Annotated in this window: 14 protein-coding genes; 3 read left to right on the forward strand and 11 right to left on the reverse strand. The window is 73.8% G+C overall.

From position 1 onward, the window contains the following. Positions 1-118: 118 nt before the first annotated feature. Together NX794_RS29860 and NX794_RS29865 are read left to right on the forward strand one after the other, a co-directional pair. Positions 119-322 (forward strand): hypothetical protein, encoded by a 204-nt coding sequence (locus NX794_RS29860; protein WP_258782499.1) that lies wholly within the window; start codon positions 119-121, stop codon positions 320-322. 92 nt (positions 323-414) lie between these two features. After that, on the forward strand, positions 415-753 hold the full coding sequence (locus NX794_RS29865) for a DUF1330 domain-containing protein (protein ID WP_258782500.1): 339 nt from the start codon (positions 415-417) through the stop codon (positions 751-753). 84 nt (positions 754-837) lie between these two features. Here NX794_RS29865 and NX794_RS29870 read toward each other — a convergent pair whose 3' ends face one another. From NX794_RS29870 to NX794_RS29900, 7 genes are all read right to left on the reverse strand, one after another. Continuing rightward, complete coding sequence (locus NX794_RS29870) at positions 838-1,632, reverse strand: SDR family NAD(P)-dependent oxidoreductase (RefSeq protein ID WP_258782501.1); 795 nt, start codon at positions 1,630-1,632, stop codon at positions 838-840. 62 nt (positions 1,633-1,694) lie between these two features. Continuing rightward, positions 1,695-2,693: a type I glyceraldehyde-3-phosphate dehydrogenase gene (gene gap, locus NX794_RS29875; protein WP_258782502.1), complete on the reverse strand. Its 999-nt coding sequence runs from the start codon at positions 2,691-2,693 to the stop codon at positions 1,695-1,697. Positions 2,694-2,804: 111 nt separating this feature from the next. Next, positions 2,805-3,761: a GlxA family transcriptional regulator gene (locus NX794_RS29880; protein ID WP_258782504.1), complete on the reverse strand. Its 957-nt coding sequence runs from the start codon at positions 3,759-3,761 to the stop codon at positions 2,805-2,807. A 42-nt stretch (positions 3,762-3,803) separates the two neighbouring features. Next, the gene (locus tag NX794_RS29885) at positions 3,804-4,844 is read right to left on the reverse strand and encodes a LacI family DNA-binding transcriptional regulator (protein WP_258782505.1); all 1,041 of its coding nucleotides are present in this window, start codon (positions 4,842-4,844) and stop codon (positions 3,804-3,806) included. Between the two features lie 63 nt (positions 4,845-4,907). Then, positions 4,908-7,349, reverse strand: coding sequence for a glycoside hydrolase family 3 C-terminal domain-containing protein (locus NX794_RS29890; protein ID WP_258782506.1), 2,442 nt, complete (start codon positions 7,347-7,349; stop codon positions 4,908-4,910). A 35-nt stretch (positions 7,350-7,384) separates the two neighbouring features. Further along, complete coding sequence (locus NX794_RS29895; RefSeq protein ID WP_258782508.1) at positions 7,385-9,139, reverse strand: discoidin domain-containing protein; 1,755 nt, start codon at positions 9,137-9,139, stop codon at positions 7,385-7,387. Positions 9,140-9,183: 44 nt separating this feature from the next. Then, a complete protein-coding gene (locus NX794_RS29900; RefSeq protein WP_258782509.1) occupies positions 9,184-10,257 on the reverse strand; it encodes a DUF1996 domain-containing protein in 1,074 nt (357 codons plus the stop codon). 295 nt (positions 10,258-10,552) lie between these two features. Between NX794_RS29900 and NX794_RS29905 the strand changes: the two genes are divergently transcribed. Continuing rightward, complete coding sequence (locus NX794_RS29905; protein ID WP_258782510.1) at positions 10,553-12,355, forward strand: coagulation factor 5/8 type domain-containing protein; 1,803 nt, start codon at positions 10,553-10,555, stop codon at positions 12,353-12,355. 26 nt (positions 12,356-12,381) lie between these two features. On the opposite strand, the gene NX794_RS29910 is transcribed toward NX794_RS29905, so the two are convergent. The 4 genes from NX794_RS29910 to NX794_RS29925 are packed head-to-tail and all read right to left on the reverse strand — an operon-like array spanning position 12,382 to position 17,210. Next, on the reverse strand, positions 12,382-13,521 hold the full coding sequence (locus NX794_RS29910) for an XdhC family protein (protein WP_258782511.1): 1,140 nt from the start codon (positions 13,519-13,521) through the stop codon (positions 12,382-12,384). Then, on the reverse strand, positions 13,514-15,661 hold the full coding sequence (locus NX794_RS29915) for a xanthine dehydrogenase family protein molybdopterin-binding subunit (protein WP_258782512.1): 2,148 nt from the start codon (positions 15,659-15,661) through the stop codon (positions 13,514-13,516). The genes NX794_RS29910 and NX794_RS29915 overlap by 8 nt, the downstream gene beginning before the upstream one ends. Then, positions 15,658-16,650, reverse strand: coding sequence for an FAD binding domain-containing protein (locus NX794_RS29920; RefSeq protein WP_258782514.1), 993 nt, complete (start codon positions 16,648-16,650; stop codon positions 15,658-15,660). The genes NX794_RS29915 and NX794_RS29920 overlap by 4 nt, the downstream gene beginning before the upstream one ends. Continuing rightward, complete coding sequence (locus NX794_RS29925; RefSeq protein WP_258782515.1) at positions 16,647-17,210, reverse strand: (2Fe-2S)-binding protein; 564 nt, start codon at positions 17,208-17,210, stop codon at positions 16,647-16,649. Before NX794_RS29925 ends, NX794_RS29920 begins: the two co-directional genes overlap by 4 nt. Positions 17,211-17,265: the final 55 nt, after the last annotated feature.

The raw sequence follows: 17,265 nt of genomic DNA on the forward strand, positions 1-17,265 counted from the left end.
GCTGGGACAAGAGCAGGTGGGAGACGTCACAGCGGGCCGACGTGGGGAGGGAGGCGGCACCCGGGTGACGCCGTGCCGCCCGGCGTTGCCCTTCGGGGGGCGCGTCGTTAGGACGGGCATGATCAAGAAGCTGGCCTGTGCCACTGTCGTCGCCGCCGCTCTGGTGGCCTCCGCCCCCGCCGCCGAGGCGGCCCCCACCCCCGGGACGTCCACCGGCGCCCCGGGCACGTCCCTGCTGAACGGCCTCCTCGGCTCGCTGGAGATCGGATACCCGGCCACCTCCCTCAGCACGCTGCTGCCGGCCGGTCTCACCGGCAGGTGACGGCCCCGGCGCTTACCTGAGAGGTCATCGACCCCGGCACACCCGGGTGCCAGGATCGAGGACGTCCAGAGCCGACCGGCCGAGAGGGTGCCATGACCGCCTACGCCATCGCCCACCTGCGGGAAGCCGCACCGCACCCCGAGATCGCGGAGTACATCGCACGCATCACGGCGACCTTCGCGCCGTACGGGGGCAGGTTCCTCGTGCACGGCGGCCGGCACGAGGTGCTGGAGGGCGCGTGGCCCGGACATGTCGTCATCATCGGGTTCCCGACCCTGGAACAGGCCCGCGCCTGGTGGGACTCGGAGCCCTATCGGGAGATCGCACCACTGCGCTCACGCCACATCGAGGGTGACATCATCCTGGTGCCCGGCGTGGCAGAGGGCTACGACGCGGGTGCCACCGCGCGGGCCATGCCGGCCGAGCGGTAGCACCGCTCGTCCCCGGACGACGCCGCCCGGCGGCGCCGCGGGGCTGCCGCCCTCGGCGTCGCCGGGCTTCGCCTCGCGTCGCCGTCAGGGCAGGATCGAGTCGACGTAGCCGCCGTCGACGCGCAGTGCCCCGCCGGTCGTCGCCGAGGCCTGCTCGGAGCTGAGGTAGACGACCATGTGCGCGATCTCCTCCGGCTCGATCAGCCGCTGGAGCAGGGACTGCGGGCGGTGCCGGCGCATGAACTCGCGCTGCGCCTCGTCCCAGGGCAGGTCCCGGTCCACGAGTTCGTACACGAAGTCCTCGACGCCACCGGTGTGGGTGGGCCCGGCGATGACCGAGTTCACCGTCACGCCCGTGCCGGCCGCCTGCTTGGCGAAGCCCCGGCCGACCGCGAGCAGCGCCGTCTTGGACACGCCGTAGTGGATCATCTCCGCCGGGATGGCCACCGCCGAGTCGCTGGCGATGTACTGCACGCGTCCCCAGCCGCGTTCGGTCATGCCGGGCAGATGGGTCCGGGTGAGCCGTACGGCGGCCAGGACGTTGACCTCGAAGTACCGCCGCCACTCCGCGTCGGTGATCTCCAGCGGGTCGGCGGAGCCGAAGATGCCGAGGTTGTTGACGAGGATGTCCACCTCGGGCAGCAGCTCGGCCACCCGGGCCGCGCCCTCCTCGGTGGACACGTCGGCCGCCACCGGCACCAGATCCGCTCCGGGCGCCTGTCCGGACAGCGTCTCCACACTCTCCGCGACGCGCCGCTCGTCCCGTCCGTTGACACCCACGCGGGCGCCGGCCCGGGCAAGGGCGACGGCGATGGCCGCGCCGATGCCCTGGGTGGAGCCGGTCACGAGGGCGGTTCGTCCTGTCAGGTCGATCTGCATGGGCCGACGGGTTCCCCTCGCGCGCCGGTGAATGCGCCGGGAGGTCCGGATGTCCGGATGTGTCAGTCCGCGGCGAGCAGGTCCAGGGTGTCCACCACGCGGTGCGAGAAGCCCCACTCGTTGTCGTACCAGGCGACGACCTTGATGTGCCGGCCGTCGACGCGGGTGAGCGCCGAGTCGAAGACGGAGGAGGCCGGGTTGCCGGTGATGTCGGCGGACACGAGCGGGTCCTCCGAGTACTCCAGGACGCCGTGCAACGGGCCCTCGGCGGCCCGGCGGTAGGCGGCCAGCACCTCCTCGCGGGTGACGTCCCGGCCGACGGTGGTGTTGAGTTCCACGAGCGAGCCGACCGGCACCGGGACGCGGATCGAGTCGCCGGACAGCTTGCCGTCCAGGTTCGGCAGCACCAGTCCGATGGCCTTCGCGGCGCCGGTCGTGGTCGGCACGATGTTGACGGCGGCGGCGCGGGCCCGGCGGGCGTCGCGGTGCGGGCCGTCCTGGAGGTTCTGCTCCTGGGTGTAGGCGTGCACGGTGGTCATGAAGCCGTGCTCGATCCCGGCCAGGTCGTCCAGGACCGAGGCCAGCGGGGCGAGGGCGTTGGTGGTGCAGGAGGCGTTCGAGACGACCGTGTGCCGGGCCGGGTCGTAGGCGCCGGTGTTGACGCCGTAGGCGAGCGTCACGTCGGCGCCGTCCGAGGGGGCGCTGACCAGCACCTTGCGGGCGCCGGCGGCGAGGTGGGCGCGGGCGGCCTCGGCGGAGGTGAAGCGGCCGGTCGCCTCCAGCACGATGTCGACGCCCAGCTCCGCCCAGGGCAGGCGCGCGGGCTCGCGTTCGGCGAGGACGCGGATGCGGCGGCCGTCCACGAGGAGGGCGTCGCCGTCGACGGTGACCGGGCGGCCGAGCCGGCCGGCGGTGGTGTCGAAGGCGAGCAGCCGCGCCAGGGTGGCGGGCTCGGTGAGGTCGTTCACGGCGACGACCTCCAGCGCACTGGAGCGTTCGAGCAGGGCGCGCAGCACGTTGCGTCCGATGCGGCCGAAGCCGTTGACGGCGATGCGGGTCATGGGTGGTTCCCTTCCTTCGTCCCGGAACCAGCCTGGCGCCCGGGGCGGGCCCGTGGCCGTGGCGTGGGCGCCACGGTTCGCAAGGATCGCGCCACAGCCGTACCGCAGGTGTCATTCGCCGCGGGCGAAAGTGCGCCGGTACTCGCTGGGGCTGGTGCCGAGGACGCGCTGGAAGTGGGCGCGCAGGTTGGCGCCGGTGCCGAGGCCGACGTCGTTCGCGATCTGCTCGACGCTCCGCTCGGAACGCTCCAGGAGTTCGCGGGCCAGGTCGACACGGGCGCGCATGACCCACTGCATGGGGGTGTAGCCGGTGTCCTCGGCGAAGCGCCGGGAGAAGGTGCGGGGCGAGACCGCCGCGTGCCGGGCGAGGGTGTCGAGGCCCAGGGGTTCGTGCAGCCGGTGCAGGGCCCACTCGCGGGTGGCGGCGAAGCGCTCGCCGAGCGGTTCGGGGACGGTGCGGGGCACGTACTGGGCCTGGCCTCCGCTGCGGTAGGGGGCGGCGACCAGGCGGCGGGCCGCGTGGTGGGAGGCGGCGACGCCCAGGTCACCGCGCAGGACGTGCAGGCACAGGTCGATGCCGGAGGCGGCGCCGGCCGAGGTCAGCACGGTGCCCTCGTCCACGAAGAGCACGTTCTCGTCCACCTTGACGCGTGGGTACTTCGCCGCGAAGGCGCGGGTGTAGTGCCAGTGGGTGGTGGCGCGTCTGCCGTCCAGCAGGCCCGTCGCGGCGAGCGCGAAGGCGCCCGTCGAGATGGCGGCGAGCCGGGCCCCGCGGGTGTGGGCGGCGACCAGCGCGGCCACGACGGCGGGCGGCGGGTCCTCGCGGTCCGGGAAGCGGTAGCCGGGGACGAAGACGGTCTCGGCCCACTCCAGGGCGTCGAGGCCGTACGCGACGTGGTACGACAGTCCGTCGCCGCCGGTGACCAGGCCGGGCGCGGCGCCGCACACCCGTACCTCGTACGGCATGCTCGCGCGCGTGGTGAACACCTGTGCCGGGATGCCGACGTCCAGCGGCTTGGCCCCTTCGAGGACGACGACGGCGACACGGCGGAGGCGGGAGGGCGGCACCGGCTCAGCGTACGGGAGGTGGCGGGGCCGGCCGGGCGGGCGTCAGGCCGACTCGCGCACCACCAGTTCCGGGGCGAAGACGACGGAGGTGGGCCGGGTCCGGGCGCCGTGGATGTGGTCGTCGAGGAGGCGGGCCATCTCGGCGGCCATGTCCTCCACCGGCTGGCGCACGGTGGTGAGCCGCGGGCGGCAGTCGAGGGCCGCGGTGGAGTCGTCGAAGCCGACCACCGCCACGTCGTCGGGGACCCGCCGCCCGTGTTCGCGCAGCACCTGGCAGGCGCCCTGGGCCATCAAGTCGTTGGCCGCGAACACGCCGTCCAGGTCCGGGTGTTGGGCGAGCAGGTCGGTCATGGAGCCGATGCCGCTGTCCAGGGTGAAGCCGCCCTCGGCGACGGGGACATGGCGGTGGCCCCGGCGGGCGAGGGTGTCGCGGAAGCCGGCCAGGCGTTCCTGGCTCGCGGCGACCGCGAGCGGCCCGGAGATGGTGACCGGCTCCCGGCAGCCGCGGTCGAGGAGCCGTTCGGCGGCGAGCCGCCCGCCGTCGCGGTGGGCGAGATCCACGTAGCTGAGCCGCACCGGCCGGGAGGGGCGGGCGAAGAGCACGGCGGGCAGCCGGGCCTCGGCGAGCAGGGCGGGCAGCGGGTCGTCGGCGTGGGTGGAGACCACCAGCGCGCCGTCGGCCCGCCCCTGGCGCAGATAGGTCAGCACCTCCTGGCGGGCCTCGGCGGACTCGGCGAACATCAGCACCGGATGCACCGAGCGCGGCCTGAGGAAGCCGACGATCCCGGCGACGACCCGGCCGAAGAAGGGGTCGGCGAACACCCGGGCGGCGAAGGCGGCCTGGGCGCCGTCCGAGCTGTCCCCGGCGCCGGAGACGACCAGCGCGACGGTCTCGGCGCGCCGGGTGACCAGGGAGCGGGCGGCCCGGTTGGGGGCGTACCCGGTGCGTTCGATGGCGCGGCGGACCTGTTCCTGGATCGCCGGGTCCACGTTGCGCACGCCGTTGACGACCCGGGACACGGTGGCCCGGGAGACGCCCGCCTCCCGGGCGACGTCCTCCAGCGTGGGCGCCTGTCTGCTCATGCCCGCACCCTAACGGGCCGCCGCCCGCCGCGGGTAGAGCGCTCTCCCGCGTCCCGGCGCCGCTCAGTCCGGGCGCACGAACACCTCGTGCGCCAGCGGCAGTTCGCCCGCCGAGCGGCCGGCCCGCACCCGCACCGGCCCGGGTTCGGTGCCCCAGGCACGGGTGCCGGTGTCCCAGTGGGCGAGGGCGCGGGCCGGGATCCGTATCTCGGCGTCGGCGCTCTCACCGGGGCGGGCCCGGACCGCCGCCCAGCCGGCGAGCCAGCGTTCGGGGTGGTCGACGGCGGTGGGTCCGGGCCGGGAGAGGTACACCTGGACGACCTCCCGTCCATCGCGCGGGCCGGTGTTGCGCAGCCGCACGCGTACGGTGACGTCCTCGCCGGGCGCCACTTCGGCGGGGCCGGTCAGCGCGTCGTAGGCCCAGGTGGTGTAGCCGAGTCCGTGGCCGAACCAGTAGGCGGGGGTGCGCCGGGCGCGCAGCCAGCCGCGGTGGCCGATGTGCAGGCCCTCGTCGTAGCGCAGGCGGCCGGTGCCGTCGGGGCGGGTGCCGGTGACGGGGGCGTCGGCGAGACGGGCGGGCCAGGTGGTGGGCAGCCGGCCGCCGGGTTCGCTCCTGCCGAGCAGCACATCGGCCAGACCGCCGCCCGCCTCCTGGCCGGGGAACCAGGCGAGCAGCAGGGCGCCCACCTCCGTCCGCCAGGGCAGTTCCACCGGGCCGCCGCTGTTGACGACGGCCACCGTGCGCGCGTTGGCCCGCGCGACCGCGGTGACCAGGGCGTCCTGGTGGGCGCCGAGGGCGAGATGGGTGCGGTCGCGGCCCTCGGACTCGTGCTGTTCGCCGGTGCCGACGACGACCACGGCCGCGTCCGCCCCGGCCGCCGCCCGGGTCGCGGCGGCCAGGGCCGCGGCGGGCTCGGGTGCGGGTGGCTCGGCGCCGACGACGAGGGCGCGGCCGATGCCGGGGGCGAGGGTGCGGCGGGCGACGAGCACGGGGGTGGTGCCGGCGTCGAGCCGGGCGGTGACGGTCCGGGCGGGCGGGGTGACGTGGATGACGGCGGGGTCGTCGGTGGCGGGGGCGTGCGCCTCGTCGAGGAGTCCGGCTCCGTCGAGGTGGAGGGTCAGGCGGCCGAAGCCGGCGAGGCCGATCCGCCAGGCGCCCGAGGTCCTCGGGTGCAGTCGGGCGCTGATCTCCACGGTGTGCGCGCCCGACGGCAGGGGCGGCTCCAACTGGCGTCCGGCCCGGCGGTGTTCGGCGAGCAGTTCGGTACCGGAGGCGTCCAGGACGCGCAGCAGTACGCCGGGGGTGCCGGTGCGCGGGTCGGAGGCGAGGTGCGGGTCGAGGGGCGGGGGTGGTCCGTCCGGTGCGGGGGCGGGGACGTGGACGACCCGGGCGTGGCCGCGCAGGCCGGCCCGGAGGCCGTCGAGCAGGGAGACCTCGTCCTGCGGGAAGACGCCGGCGCTGCCGCCGCCCTGGGTGCGGGTGCGGGCGGCGGGGGCGCCGATGACGGCGACGGTGCGCAGGCGGGCGGGGTCGAGGGGGAGGACGTCGTGGTTGGCCAGCAGGACGGCGCCGGCCGCGACGGCGCGCCGGGCCAGGGCCCGGGCCTGCCGGAAGCGCGGCTGGGGGCGGGCCGTACGGCGTGATCTGCCGAGTACGCCGCACCAGGCGGCCAGCCGCAGCAGGCGGCGCACCTTGTCGTCCACCGCCGACCGCTCGACCTCGCCCGCCTCCACGGCACTTACCAGGGCCTCGCCCCACTCCCCCGCCGGGCCCGGCATCTGGAGGTCGAGGCCGGCGCGCGCGGTGTCGAGGGTGTCGCGTACGGCGCCCCAGTCGGAGACCACGACGCCGTCGAAGCCCCACTCGGTCTTCAGGGGGTCGGTGAGCAGTGCGTGGGCGGTCATGGTGGTGCCCTCGACCCGGTTGTAGCCGGCCATCACGAGCCGGACGCCCGCGGCGACGGCGGCCTCGAAGGGGGCGAGGTGGACCTCGCGCAGGGTGCGTTCGCCGGCCCGGACGTCGACGGTGAGCCGGTCCGTCTCGGCGTCGTTGGCGACGTAGTGCTTGGCCGTGGCGGCGACCCCGTGCGCCTGGAGGCCGCGGATCAGGGCGGCGCCCATCCGGCCGGTCAGCAGTGGGTCCTCGGAGAAGCACTCGAAGTGCCGGCCGGCCAGCGGGGTGCGGTGCAGGTCGAGGTTGGGCGCGAGGACGGCGTGCACGCCCTTGCGCCGGGCCTCGGTGGCGAGGAGACCGCCGACTTCCTCGACCAGCTCTTCGTCCCAGGTGGCGGCGAGCGCGGTGGCCGAGGGCAGCAGGACGGAGGTCTCCCGCTCGTCCCAGCCCTCCCCGCGCACCCCCGCCGGTCCGTCGGACAGCACCAACTCGCCGAGTCCCAGGTCGGTTTCGGCCGCCGTGCGCCACACGGTGGCGCCGGTGAGCAGCCGTACCCGGGCCCGCAGGCTCAGTTTGTCGAGCAGCCGGTCGAGTTCGTCCTCGTCGGTCATCCCCGCCCCCTTCTCTTCCGTCCCGACCGCTCGGGTCAGCTGTAGACGCCGAACTCGTACAGCGAGTAGCCGTAACCGGTGCCGCGTGCGGTGCCGTTGACGCGGACGTAGCGGCCGGTGCCGCCGACGTCGAGGTCGTCGACGCCGCCGTCGCCGTCCGTCACGGTGCGCACGGTCTGCCAGTTCTGTCCGTCGTCGGAGGTCTGCACGGTGTACGCCTTGGCGTAGGAGGCCTCCCAGAGCAGTTGGACGTGCTGGAACGTGGTGCGGCTGCCGAGGTCGACCCGGATCCACTGGGGGTCGCTCCAGTCGCTGGCCCAGCGGGTGTTCTGGTTGCCGTCGACCGCGTCGGCCGCCGTGCAGGGGCAGTCGCCGTAACTCGCCTGGAAGGAGGAGGCGGTGGCCGGCTTGTGGAGGGCCACGTTGGTGCCGTCGACGGCGGGCGGCACGACCCGGACGGACCGGGTCTCGACGCCGACGTTGCCGTGTCCGTCGGTCACCTTGACGTACATCTTCCACACGCCGGGCCGGTCCGGTGCGGTGACCTTGAGCCGGCCGCCGCCGAGGTCGGTGGAGGGCAGCGAGGTGAGGTTCTTGCTCTGGTCGACGTACATGCTGTTGTCGAGGACCTCGTAGGACAGCGCGTCCCCGTCCGGGTCGGTGGCCCGGACGGCGAGGGTGAGGTCCTTGCCGGCCTGCACCTTGCCCGCGTCGCCCTCGACGGTGAGGTCCGAGATGACCGGCGGGGTGTTGTCGTGGGAGGTGTCGCCGCCGTAGGCCCGTTTCACCGCGTAGTACGACAGCCGTTTCTGGCCGGCGGGCAGCAGGTTGAACCAGATGCCGCCGAAGTCGTACTCGGTGCCGTAGTGGAACAGGGTGGCGCCGAGCGCGACCCCCTTGTGCCCGGTGACACAGCCCCAGGCCTTGGTGTAGCCGTCGGCCTTGGCCTGGTCGGTGGGCTCCCGCGGGACGCCGTTGGCGTCGTCGGGCACCTCCCACTCGCCGGCCGGCCCGGTCTCGGTGACGATGTAGGGCTTCGTGTAACCGCCCTGCTGCCAGGCGGACTTGACGTCGCAGACCGCGTTGTAGGAGTTGACGGCGTACAGGTCGAGGTCGGGCGCGTTCTTCTTGAAGTACGGCCAGGCGCCGACCCAGGCGTCGGTGGAGGTGACCGGGTGGTCGGGGTCGACGGCGTGGATCTTCTTGGTGATGTCGTTGACGAGGGTGGTGTAGGCGTCGCGCTGCCGCTCCAGCTCGGTGCCGCTGTAGCAGTTCTGGAGGCCGAGCACGGACTCGTTGCCGACGTCCCACATGAGCACGCCGGGGTTGTCCTTGTAGGTCCGCACCCACTGGGGGAACTCGTCCAGCACCTGGTTCTTGTAGGCGGTGTCGGTCAGGTAGTCGACGCAGCCGCCGCTGCCGGGGCCCCCGCCGGGCTGGAGCCAGAAGCCGGCGACGACCTTGATGCCGTTCGCGGCGGCGGCGTCGAACAGCGGCTTGCTGGAGGCGTCGGTGCCCCAGGTGCGGATGGTGTTGACGCCCATGGACTTGAGGTCGGGCAGGTACTTTCCGGCGTCGGCGACGGACGGGCCCCAGGTCAGGCCCTTGACCTGGTACGGCTGTCCGTCCACGGTGAGCTGCCAGTTGCCCTGCGAGCCGGTGACCTTGACGACGCTGCCGGCCGCGTGGGCCTGCCCGGCCGGCAGGGCGGTGAGGGCGCCGACGGCCAGGAGGCCGGCGGTGAGCGGCGCGCCGAGGCGGCGCGCGCGGGTGCGGGGTGGTGGGGTCATGGTGGGGGTTCTCCGGATGGGGTGCGGGTGACGTGCGGGCGCGCCTACGGCAGGCGGTAGTCGGCGTTCAGGGCGGCGCCGGCCTCGGGGTGGGTCTGGTCGTAGCCGCGGGCGTCGCACTGGAGTCCGCCGACGACGCAGTGGTCCACCAGGGCCTTCAGCGTGGGGTCGTCCCAGGCGTTGAAGAAGTCGTAGTGGAAGCTGTGTCCGGTGCCGCTGGCCAGCCGGACCCGGGACATGTCCCCGTTGACGGGGAACGCCATCTTGAACTCGATCATCGGCAGCGCCACCGGGTGGTCGGCGGGGCACACGTTGTCGTTGGTGCCCTGCTTGACCACGGGGTAGGCCATGTGACTCTTGTGGTCGGGGGTGTCCAGGTACTTTCCGTCCCAGCAACTGGGCGCCTGGAAGCGGATGTTGAGCTGGACGTCGGCCCGGTTCGGGCAGCTCGCCGGGAACTCGGTGTTGAAGTAGCTGTCCCCGCACTCCCAGCCCTCGACGAACCCCGGGTGGTGGCGGAACTCGTCGGCGCTCTGCAGGGGGTTGCCGACGACGAACCGGAGGCCCTTCGGGAACGGGCGGACGCTGGTGTAGTCAGTGACGCCGGCCTTGTAGTAGATGGTCTGCGGGCCGACCGGCAGGACCGCCTGGTCACCGTTGTAGAGGGTGGGCATCCAGTAGCCGGACAGGTCACCGGGCGCCTTGCAGGTCGTGTTGCCCGCGCTCAGCGAGGCGGTCGTGCTGTTGGCGTCGGTGGTGGTGTTGCCCATGAACGTGTGGTCGTGGGACTTGCCGGGCTGCTGCGGGTAGACGATCGGGTCGTCCGGCGCGGTGTGGGTGACCGAACAGTTGGCCTGGAACTCGTGGAAGTAGCGGTGCGGCGGGTCCTGGGTGGACGGGGTGGCGGTGACGGGCGGGTTGGCGGGGATGTAGCCGTCGCCGTCGGGGTCCTCGGGTGAGGAGGCGGTCGACACCGCCATGGTGTGGCCGGTGTGCGCGTCGGCCCGACCGGCGGACGCGGGCGTGGAGGACTGGGCGACGCCGGTGATGCCGAGCGTGGTCAGCAGCAGGGCGCAGGCGACCAGCGCGCCCGGGAGGACTTGCGATCTCCGTGACATGGGGGCTCCTCGACGGGAGGGATGGAGGTCGTATGGAGCTGGGAGAGCGCTCTCCCACTGCTGGAGTGTTGAGGCGGTGCCGGGAGGGTGTCAAGGGAGGCGACCGAGGAATCGAGGGGAAAGCGTTTCGCTCACTTCTCGAAGGCGCGGGTGGCCATATGGCGATTGTTCAGGCGCCGGGTGCGGAAGTTCGGTCGCGACTCTTGACGCAGCGTTCACGCCACTGAAGCATCCAACGACTAGAGAGCGCTCCCCCGCCCCCACACGTTCACTTCCTGAACAAGGAGAGCCGCGCATGTCCCCCAACTCCCCCGTTCCAGAGCCCTCCTCGTCCGTCGGCCGCCGTACCGTTCTCGGCGCCGCCGCCGCTGCCGCCGCGCTGCCGGTGCTGGCCGGTGTGGCGGCCCCGGCCCGGGCGGCCGGCACCGCGACCGAGGCCGCCCCCCGTGCCCTGCCCGGCGGCGGCGACCTCGGGCCCAACGTCATCGTGTTCGACCCGTCCACCCCCGGGATCCAGGCCAAGCTGGACGACGTCTTCCGGCAGCAGGAGTCCGCCCAGTTCGGCACCGGCCGCTACGCGCTGCTGTTCAAGCCGGGCACCTACAACGGCCTGAACGCCCAGATCGGCTTCTACACCTCCATAGCGGGCCTCGGCCTGTCACCGGACGACACCACGATCAACGGTGACGTCACGGTCGACGCGGGCTGGTTCAACGGCAACGCCACGCAGAACTTCTGGCGTTCGGCGGAGAACCTGGCCCTGGTCCCGGTGAGCGGCACCAACCGGTGGGCGGTGGCGCAGGCCGCGCCGTTCCGCCGGATGCACGTGCGCGGCGGCCTCAACCTCGCGCCGAACGGGTACGGCTGGGCGAGCGGCGGCTATATCGCCGACAGCCGGATCGACGGCCAGGTGGGACCGTACTCGCAGCAGCAGTGGTACACCCGGGACAGTGCGATCGGGAGCTGGCTCAACGGCGTCTGGAACATGGTGTTCTCGGGTGTCACGGGCGCCCCGGCGCAGAGCTTCCCGAACCCGCCGTACACCACGCTCGACACGACGCCGGTCTCCCGAGAGAAGCCCTTCCTGTACCTGAACGGCAGTGAGTACCGGGTGTTCCTGCCGGAGAAGCGGACCAACGCGCGCGGGGTCACCTGGGGCAACGGCACCCCGCGGGGCACCTCGCTGCCGCTGAGCCAGTTCTACGTGGCCAAGCCGGGCGTCAGCGCGGCGACCCTCAACCAGGCGCTGGCGCAGGGACTTCACCTGCTGCTGACGCCGGGCACCTATCACGTGGACCAGCCGATCCGGGTCGACCGCGCGGGCACCGTGGTGCTGGGCCTCGGTTACGCGACGCTCACTGCGGACAACGGCGCCACCGTGCTGAAGGTCGCCGACGTCGACGGTGTGCGGCTCGCCGGCTTCCTCATCGACGCCGGGCCGGTCAACTCCGCGACGCTGCTGGAGGTGGGTCCGGCCGGCTCGGCCAAGGACCACTCGGCCAACCCGACGACCGTGCAGGACGTGTTCGTGCGGATCGGCGGCGCGGGGGCCGGCAAGGCGACCACCAGCATGGTGATCAACAGCCGGCACACCATCGTCGACCACACCTGGGTGTGGCGCGCCGACCACGGCACGGGCGTCGGCTGGGACACCAACCGCGCGGACTACGGCGTCGTCGTCAACGGCGACGACGTGCTGTGCACCGGCCTGTTCGTGGAGCACTTCAACAAGTACGACGTGCAGTGGAACGGCCAGCGCGGGCGCACGATCTTCTTCCAGAACGAGAAGGCCTACGACGCCCCCAACCAGGCGGCGGTGCAGGACGGTTCCGTGAAGGGCTACGCGGCCTACAAGGTCGGCGCCAACGTCACCACGCACGAGGGCTGGGGCCTGGGCAGCTACTGCTACTACAACGTCAATCCCTCCATCGTCCAGCACCACGGCTTCTCCGCGCCGAACACGCCGGGCGTGAAGTTCCACGACCTGCTGGTGGTCTCGCTCGGCGGCAACGGCCAGTACGAGCACGTCATCAACGAGACCGGCGCGCCGACCTCGGGGACGTCCACCACGCCGTCCACGGTGGTGTCGTACCCCTGAGACCGGCCCGGGGCGGGGGGCGGGTGTCAGGCGGCCGTCGCCCCGCCCCGCTCCCGGTCGTGGTGGATGGGCGCCGTGCCGTCGGTCAGCGGGGCGCCCGTGCCGCCGCGCCGGGCGGCGACGATCTCCGCCGCGATCGACAGGGCGGTCTCCTCGGGGGTGCGGGCGCCCAGGTCGAGGCCGATCGGGGAGCGCAGCCGGGCCAGTCGGCGCTCGCTGACGCCCTCCGCGCGCAGCCTTCGGTCGCGGTCCTCGTGGGTGCGGCGGGAGCCCATCGCGCCGACGAACGCCACCGGCAGGGCGAGGGCGGCCTTCAGCAGCGGTACGTCGAACTTCGCGTCGTGCGTGAGCACGCACAGGACGGTACGGGCGTCGGTCGCGGTGCGCCGCAGATAGCGGTGCGGCCAGTCGACCACCACCTCGTCGGCGTCCGGGAAGCGGGCCCGGGTCGCGAAGACGGGCCGGGCGTCGCACACGGTGACGTGGTAGCCGAGGAACTTCCCGGCCCGGACCAGCGCGGCGGCGAAGTCGATCGCGCCGAAGACGATCATGCGGGGCGGCGGCCGGTGCGTCTCGACCAGCAGGGTGAGCCCGCCGGGGCAGTGCGAGCCGTCCGCCGACAGTTCCACCGTGCCGGTACGCCCCTGCTCCAGCCGGGCGGCGGCCTCGGCCGTCGCCGTGCGGTCCAGGCCGGGGTGGCCGCCGAGGGTGCCCTCGCCGGTGCCGTCGTCCCGCACCAGCAGCGCCCGGCCGAGGAGTTCCGCGGGACCGCGGGCGACCCGGGCCAGGGCGGTGGGCTCGCCGCCGCGGGCGGCGGCCAGCGCCGCCGCCATGACCGCCCGGTCGGATGCCCGCGCGCTCACCGGCGTGATCAGCATGTCGATGACCCCGCCGCAGGTCAGGCCGACGGCGAAGGCGTCCTCGTCGCTGTACCCGAACCGCTCGGTGACGCTCTCGCCGGTCTCCAGGGCCTGTTGGCACAGGTCGTAGACCGCGCCCTCGACGCAGCCGCCGGAGACGGAGCCGACCACCGTGCCCGCGCTGTCGACGGCGAGGGCGGCGCCGGGGCCGCGTGGCGCGCTGCCGCCGACGGCCACGACGGTGGCGACGGCGAACGCGCGGCCCTCGCGCAGCCAGACGTCCAGTTCCTCGGCCAGGTCAAGCATCCGGCCTCCCCCGGTCGGCCGTCGCCGCCGCGAGGACGCGGTCGGGGCGGATGGGCAGGTGCCGGTGGCGGGTGCCGGTGGCGTGCCAGACCGCGTTGGCGATGGCCGCGGCGACGCCCACGATGCCGATCTCGCCGATGCCCTTGATGCCGACCGGGTCGCCCGGGTCGTGGTCCTCGATCCAGTCGGCCTCGATCCGGGGCACGTCGGCGTTGGTGGCCACGTGGTACCCGGCGAGGTCGGCGCCGACGACACCGCCGAAGGCGCGGTCGCGGACCGCCTCCTCGTGCAGGGCCATCGACAGGCCCCAGACCATGCCGCCGAGGAACTGGTTGCGCGCCGTGAGCGGGTTGATGATACGGCCGGCCGCGAAGATGCCGAGCATCCGCCGCACCCGGACCTCGCCGGTGGCCGGGTCGACGGCCACCTCGGCGAACTGGGCGCCGTAGGAGTGACGTTCGGCGGGGGTGAGGGCGCCGATGGCCGCCGCGGTGTCGGACCGTACCGTGATGCCCTCGGCGGGGATGTCGGAGCCGAGCGCCAGGCGGTCGCGGAGTTCGTCGGCGGCGGCCGTGACCGCCCAGGACCAGGAGCGGGTGCCCATGGAGCCGCCGGCGATCATCGCCGGTCCGAAGTCGCTGTCCCCGATCCGCACCCGTACCCGGTCCGGGGTCACGCGCAGGGCGTCGGCGGCGACCAGGGTGATGGCCGTACGGGCGCCGGTGCCGATGTCGGCGGCGGCGATCCGGACGGTGAAGGTGCCGTCGGGGTGGGCGGTCAGGGTGGCCGTGGAGGGGCCGGCGCCCGCGAAGAAGGAGGCCGACGCGGTGCCGGTGCCCAGCAGCCAGCGGCCGTCCCGGCGCCGTCCGGGGCGGGGGTCGCGGCCGGCCCAGCCGAAGCGGCGGGCGCCCTCCCGGTAGCAGGCGGGCAGGTTGCGGCCGGCGAACGGCAGCCCGGAGACGGGCCCCTGGTCCGGTTCGTTGCGCAGCCGCAGCTCGATGGGGTCGAGCCCGCACCGCTCGGCGAGTTCGTCCATGGCCGACTCCAGCGCGAAGGAGCCCGGGGCCTCGCCGGGCGCGCGCATGAAGGTCGGGCTCGGCACGTCGAGCGGTATGACGCGGTTGGCGGTGTGGTGGGCGTCCGCGTCGTACATCACCCGGGCGGGGTCGGCGGCCGGTTCGACGTACTCGTGGACGGTGGAGGTGACGCTGAGCGAGTTGTGTTCCAGGGCGCGCAGCCGGCCTCGGGCGTCGGCGCCGAGCCTGACCCGCTGGGCGGTGGGGCTGCGGTACCCGGCCAGGGAGAACATCTGACGCCTCGTCATGACGACGCGCACCGGCCGCCGCAGCAGGGTCGCGGCCATGACGGCGGCCACCTGGTGGGCGCGGATGCCCTTGCTGCCGAAGCCGCCGCCGACGTGTTCGGAGCGGACCCGGACCGAGCCGGGGTCGAGCGAGAACAGGCTGGCCAGTTCGCCGGTCACCCAGGTGGCGCCCTGGTTGGAGTCGACCAGTTCCAGGCGGCCGTCCTCCCAGCGGGCGGTGGCGGCGTGCGGCTCCATCGGGTTGTGGTGCTCTTCGGGCGTGGTGTACTCGGCGTCCACGACGGTGGCGGACGCGGCGAGTTCGGCCTCCAGGTCGCCCTTCCCGGTGACTCCGGGCATGACGCCGTCGAGGGCGTGGGCGTCCGGGTGGTCGGTGTCGAGGCCGGTGTGGTGGGGCGCCTCCTCGTAGCGCACCACGAGGGCCTCGGCCGCTTCCCTGGCCTGCTCGGAGGTCTCGGCGACGACGAGCGCGACCGGCCAGCCCAGGTGCGGCACCCGGTCGTGCTGGAAGACGGCGATGGTCGGGTCCGGACGCATGCCCATCAGGCCGCTGTAGTCGGTGTTCACGCGCGGGGCGGTGCGGTGGTCGAGGACGGCGAGGACGCCCGGCATGGCGAGCACGGCCTCGCTCTCGATGGCGCGGATCCGGCCGCGGGCGACGGTGGAGAGCACCAGCCAGCCGTGCGCGAGGTCGGCGAAGGGCACCTCTCCGGCGTAGCGGGCGGCGCCGGTGACCTTGTCGCGGCCCTCGATACGGGTGTGCGCGGTGCCGACGGAGCGGGGCGGTGCGGTGGTGCCGGTGACGACGGTGGTCATCGGGCGGCCTCCTCGGCGAGTTCGGTCAGGACGGCCACCGTGAGGTTGCGCAGGAGCGTCACCTTGTACGCGTTGTGCTCCAGGGGCCGGGCCGCCGCGAGTTCGGCGTCGGCCGCGGCGGCGAAGGTCTCGGGGGTCGCGGGCGCTCCGGTCAGGACGCGTTCGGCCGCCGTGGCCCGCCAGGGCCGGGAGGCGACCGCGCCGAAGGCCAGCCGGGCGTCCCGTACGACGCCGTCGTGGACGTCGAGGGCGGCGGCGGCCGAGCCGATGGCGAAGGCGTACGAGGCGCGCTCGCGCACCTTACGGTAACGGGAGTGGCCGGCGATGGGCAGCGGCGGCAGCGTGACACCGGTGATCAGCGCGCCCCGCGGCAGCGCGGTCTCCAGGTGCGGGGTGTCGCCGACGGGCAGGTAGAAGTCGCGCAGCGGCAACTCCCCGCCTCCGGCGCCGGTTTCGTACCGGACGACGGCGTCGAAGGCGCTGAGGGCGACGGCCATGTCCGAGGGGTGGGTGGCCACGCAGTGCTCGGAGGCGCCCAGGATGGCGTGGTTGTGGTGGTCGCCCGCGATGGCGGGGCAACCGCTGCCGGGGACACGCTTGTTGCACGGCCGGGTGACGTCGGTGAAGTAGCCGCAGCGGGTGCGCTGCAACAGGTTCCCGCCGACGGTGGCCATGTTGCGCAGCTGCCCGGACGCGCCCGCGAGCACCGCCTGCGCCAGGGCCGGGTAGCGGCGCCGCACCTCGGGGTGGGCGGCCAGGTCGCCGTTGGTGACGGTGGCGCCGATCCGCAGGCCGCCCTCGGGTGTCGACTCGACCAGGTCCAGCGGGAGTTCGCGGATGTCGACGAGCCGGGCGGGGCGCTCCACCCCGGTCTTCATGAGGTCGACCAGGTTGGTACCGCCGCCGAGGTAGCGGGTGTCCAGGGCGGCGCCGAGCAGGGCGACGGCGCCGGCGACGTCGTGGGCCCGCTGGTAGTCGAACTCCCTCATGCCGCCGCCTCCTCGGTGCCCGCCGGGCCGGCAGCGGTGCCGGCGGCGCGGGCTACGGCGTCCACGATGGCCACGTAGGCGCCGCAGCGGCACAGGTTGCCGCTCATGCGCTCGCGGATCTCCTCGGCGGTCAGCTCGGGTGGCCCCGCCTCCGGCCGGACGTCGCCGGTGACGGCGCTCGGCCAGCCCGCCGCGTGTTCCTCGATGACGCCGATGGCGGAGCAGATCTGCCCCGGGGTGCAGTAGCCGCACTGGTAGCCGTCGAGGTCGAGGAAGGCCTGCTGCACGGGGTGCAGCCGGTCACCTTCGGCGACGCCTTCGATGGTGGTGATCTCGCGGTTCTCGGCGGCGACGGCGAGTTGCAGGCAGGAGACCGCCCGGCGGCCGTCGAGCAGGACCGTGCAGGCACCGCACTGGCCCTGGTCGCAGCCCTTCTTGGTGCCGGTCATGTCGAGCCGCTCGCGCAGCGCGTCGAGCAGGGTGGTGCGGTGGTCGACGGGCAGTGTGTGCTTCTCGCCGTTGATGTTCAAAGTGATGACACTGGACGTCGATACAGCCATGAGCCGCTTCTTTCGCGTTTCCAGGACAGTTGGGGGGTGCGCGATGGTGCCGTGC

Origin of the sequence: Streptomyces pyxinicus, assembly GCF_024753135.1 — a bacterium.
Classification (GTDB): domain Bacteria; phylum Actinomycetota; class Actinomycetes; order Streptomycetales; family Streptomycetaceae; genus Streptomyces; species Streptomyces pyxinicus.

Excerpts from the sequence above, each read along its gene's own strand:
- NX794_RS29860 (WP_258782499.1), top strand. The coding sequence starts at position 119 with ATGATCAAGAAGCTGGCCTGTGCCACTGTCGTCGCCGCCGCTCTGGTG.
- NX794_RS29865 (WP_258782500.1), top strand. The coding sequence starts at position 415 with ATGACCGCCTACGCCATCGCCCACCTGCGGGAAGCCGCACCGCACCCC.
- NX794_RS29870 (WP_258782501.1), bottom strand. The coding sequence starts at position 1,632 with ATGCAGATCGACCTGACAGGACGAACCGCCCTCGTGACCGGCTCCACC.
- gap (WP_258782502.1), bottom strand. The coding sequence starts at position 2,693 with ATGACCCGCATCGCCGTCAACGGCTTCGGCCGCATCGGACGCAACGTG.
- NX794_RS29885 (WP_258782505.1), bottom strand. The coding sequence starts at position 4,844 with ATGAGCAGACAGGCGCCCACGCTGGAGGACGTCGCCCGGGAGGCGGGC.
- NX794_RS29890 (WP_258782506.1), bottom strand. The coding sequence starts at position 7,349 with ATGACCGACGAGGACGAACTCGACCGGCTGCTCGACAAACTGAGCCTG.
- NX794_RS29895 (WP_258782508.1), bottom strand. The coding sequence starts at position 9,139 with ATGACCCCACCACCCCGCACCCGCGCGCGCCGCCTCGGCGCGCCGCTC.
- NX794_RS29900 (WP_258782509.1), bottom strand. The coding sequence starts at position 10,257 with ATGTCACGGAGATCGCAAGTCCTCCCGGGCGCGCTGGTCGCCTGCGCC.
- NX794_RS29905 (WP_258782510.1), top strand. The coding sequence starts at position 10,553 with ATGTCCCCCAACTCCCCCGTTCCAGAGCCCTCCTCGTCCGTCGGCCGC.
- NX794_RS29910 (WP_258782511.1), bottom strand. The coding sequence starts at position 13,521 with ATGCTTGACCTGGCCGAGGAACTGGACGTCTGGCTGCGCGAGGGCCGC.
- NX794_RS29915 (WP_258782512.1), bottom strand. The coding sequence starts at position 15,661 with ATGACCACCGTCGTCACCGGCACCACCGCACCGCCCCGCTCCGTCGGC.
- NX794_RS29920 (WP_258782514.1), bottom strand. The coding sequence starts at position 16,650 with ATGAGGGAGTTCGACTACCAGCGGGCCCACGACGTCGCCGGCGCCGTC.
- NX794_RS29925 (WP_258782515.1), bottom strand. The coding sequence starts at position 17,210 with ATGGCTGTATCGACGTCCAGTGTCATCACTTTGAACATCAACGGCGAG.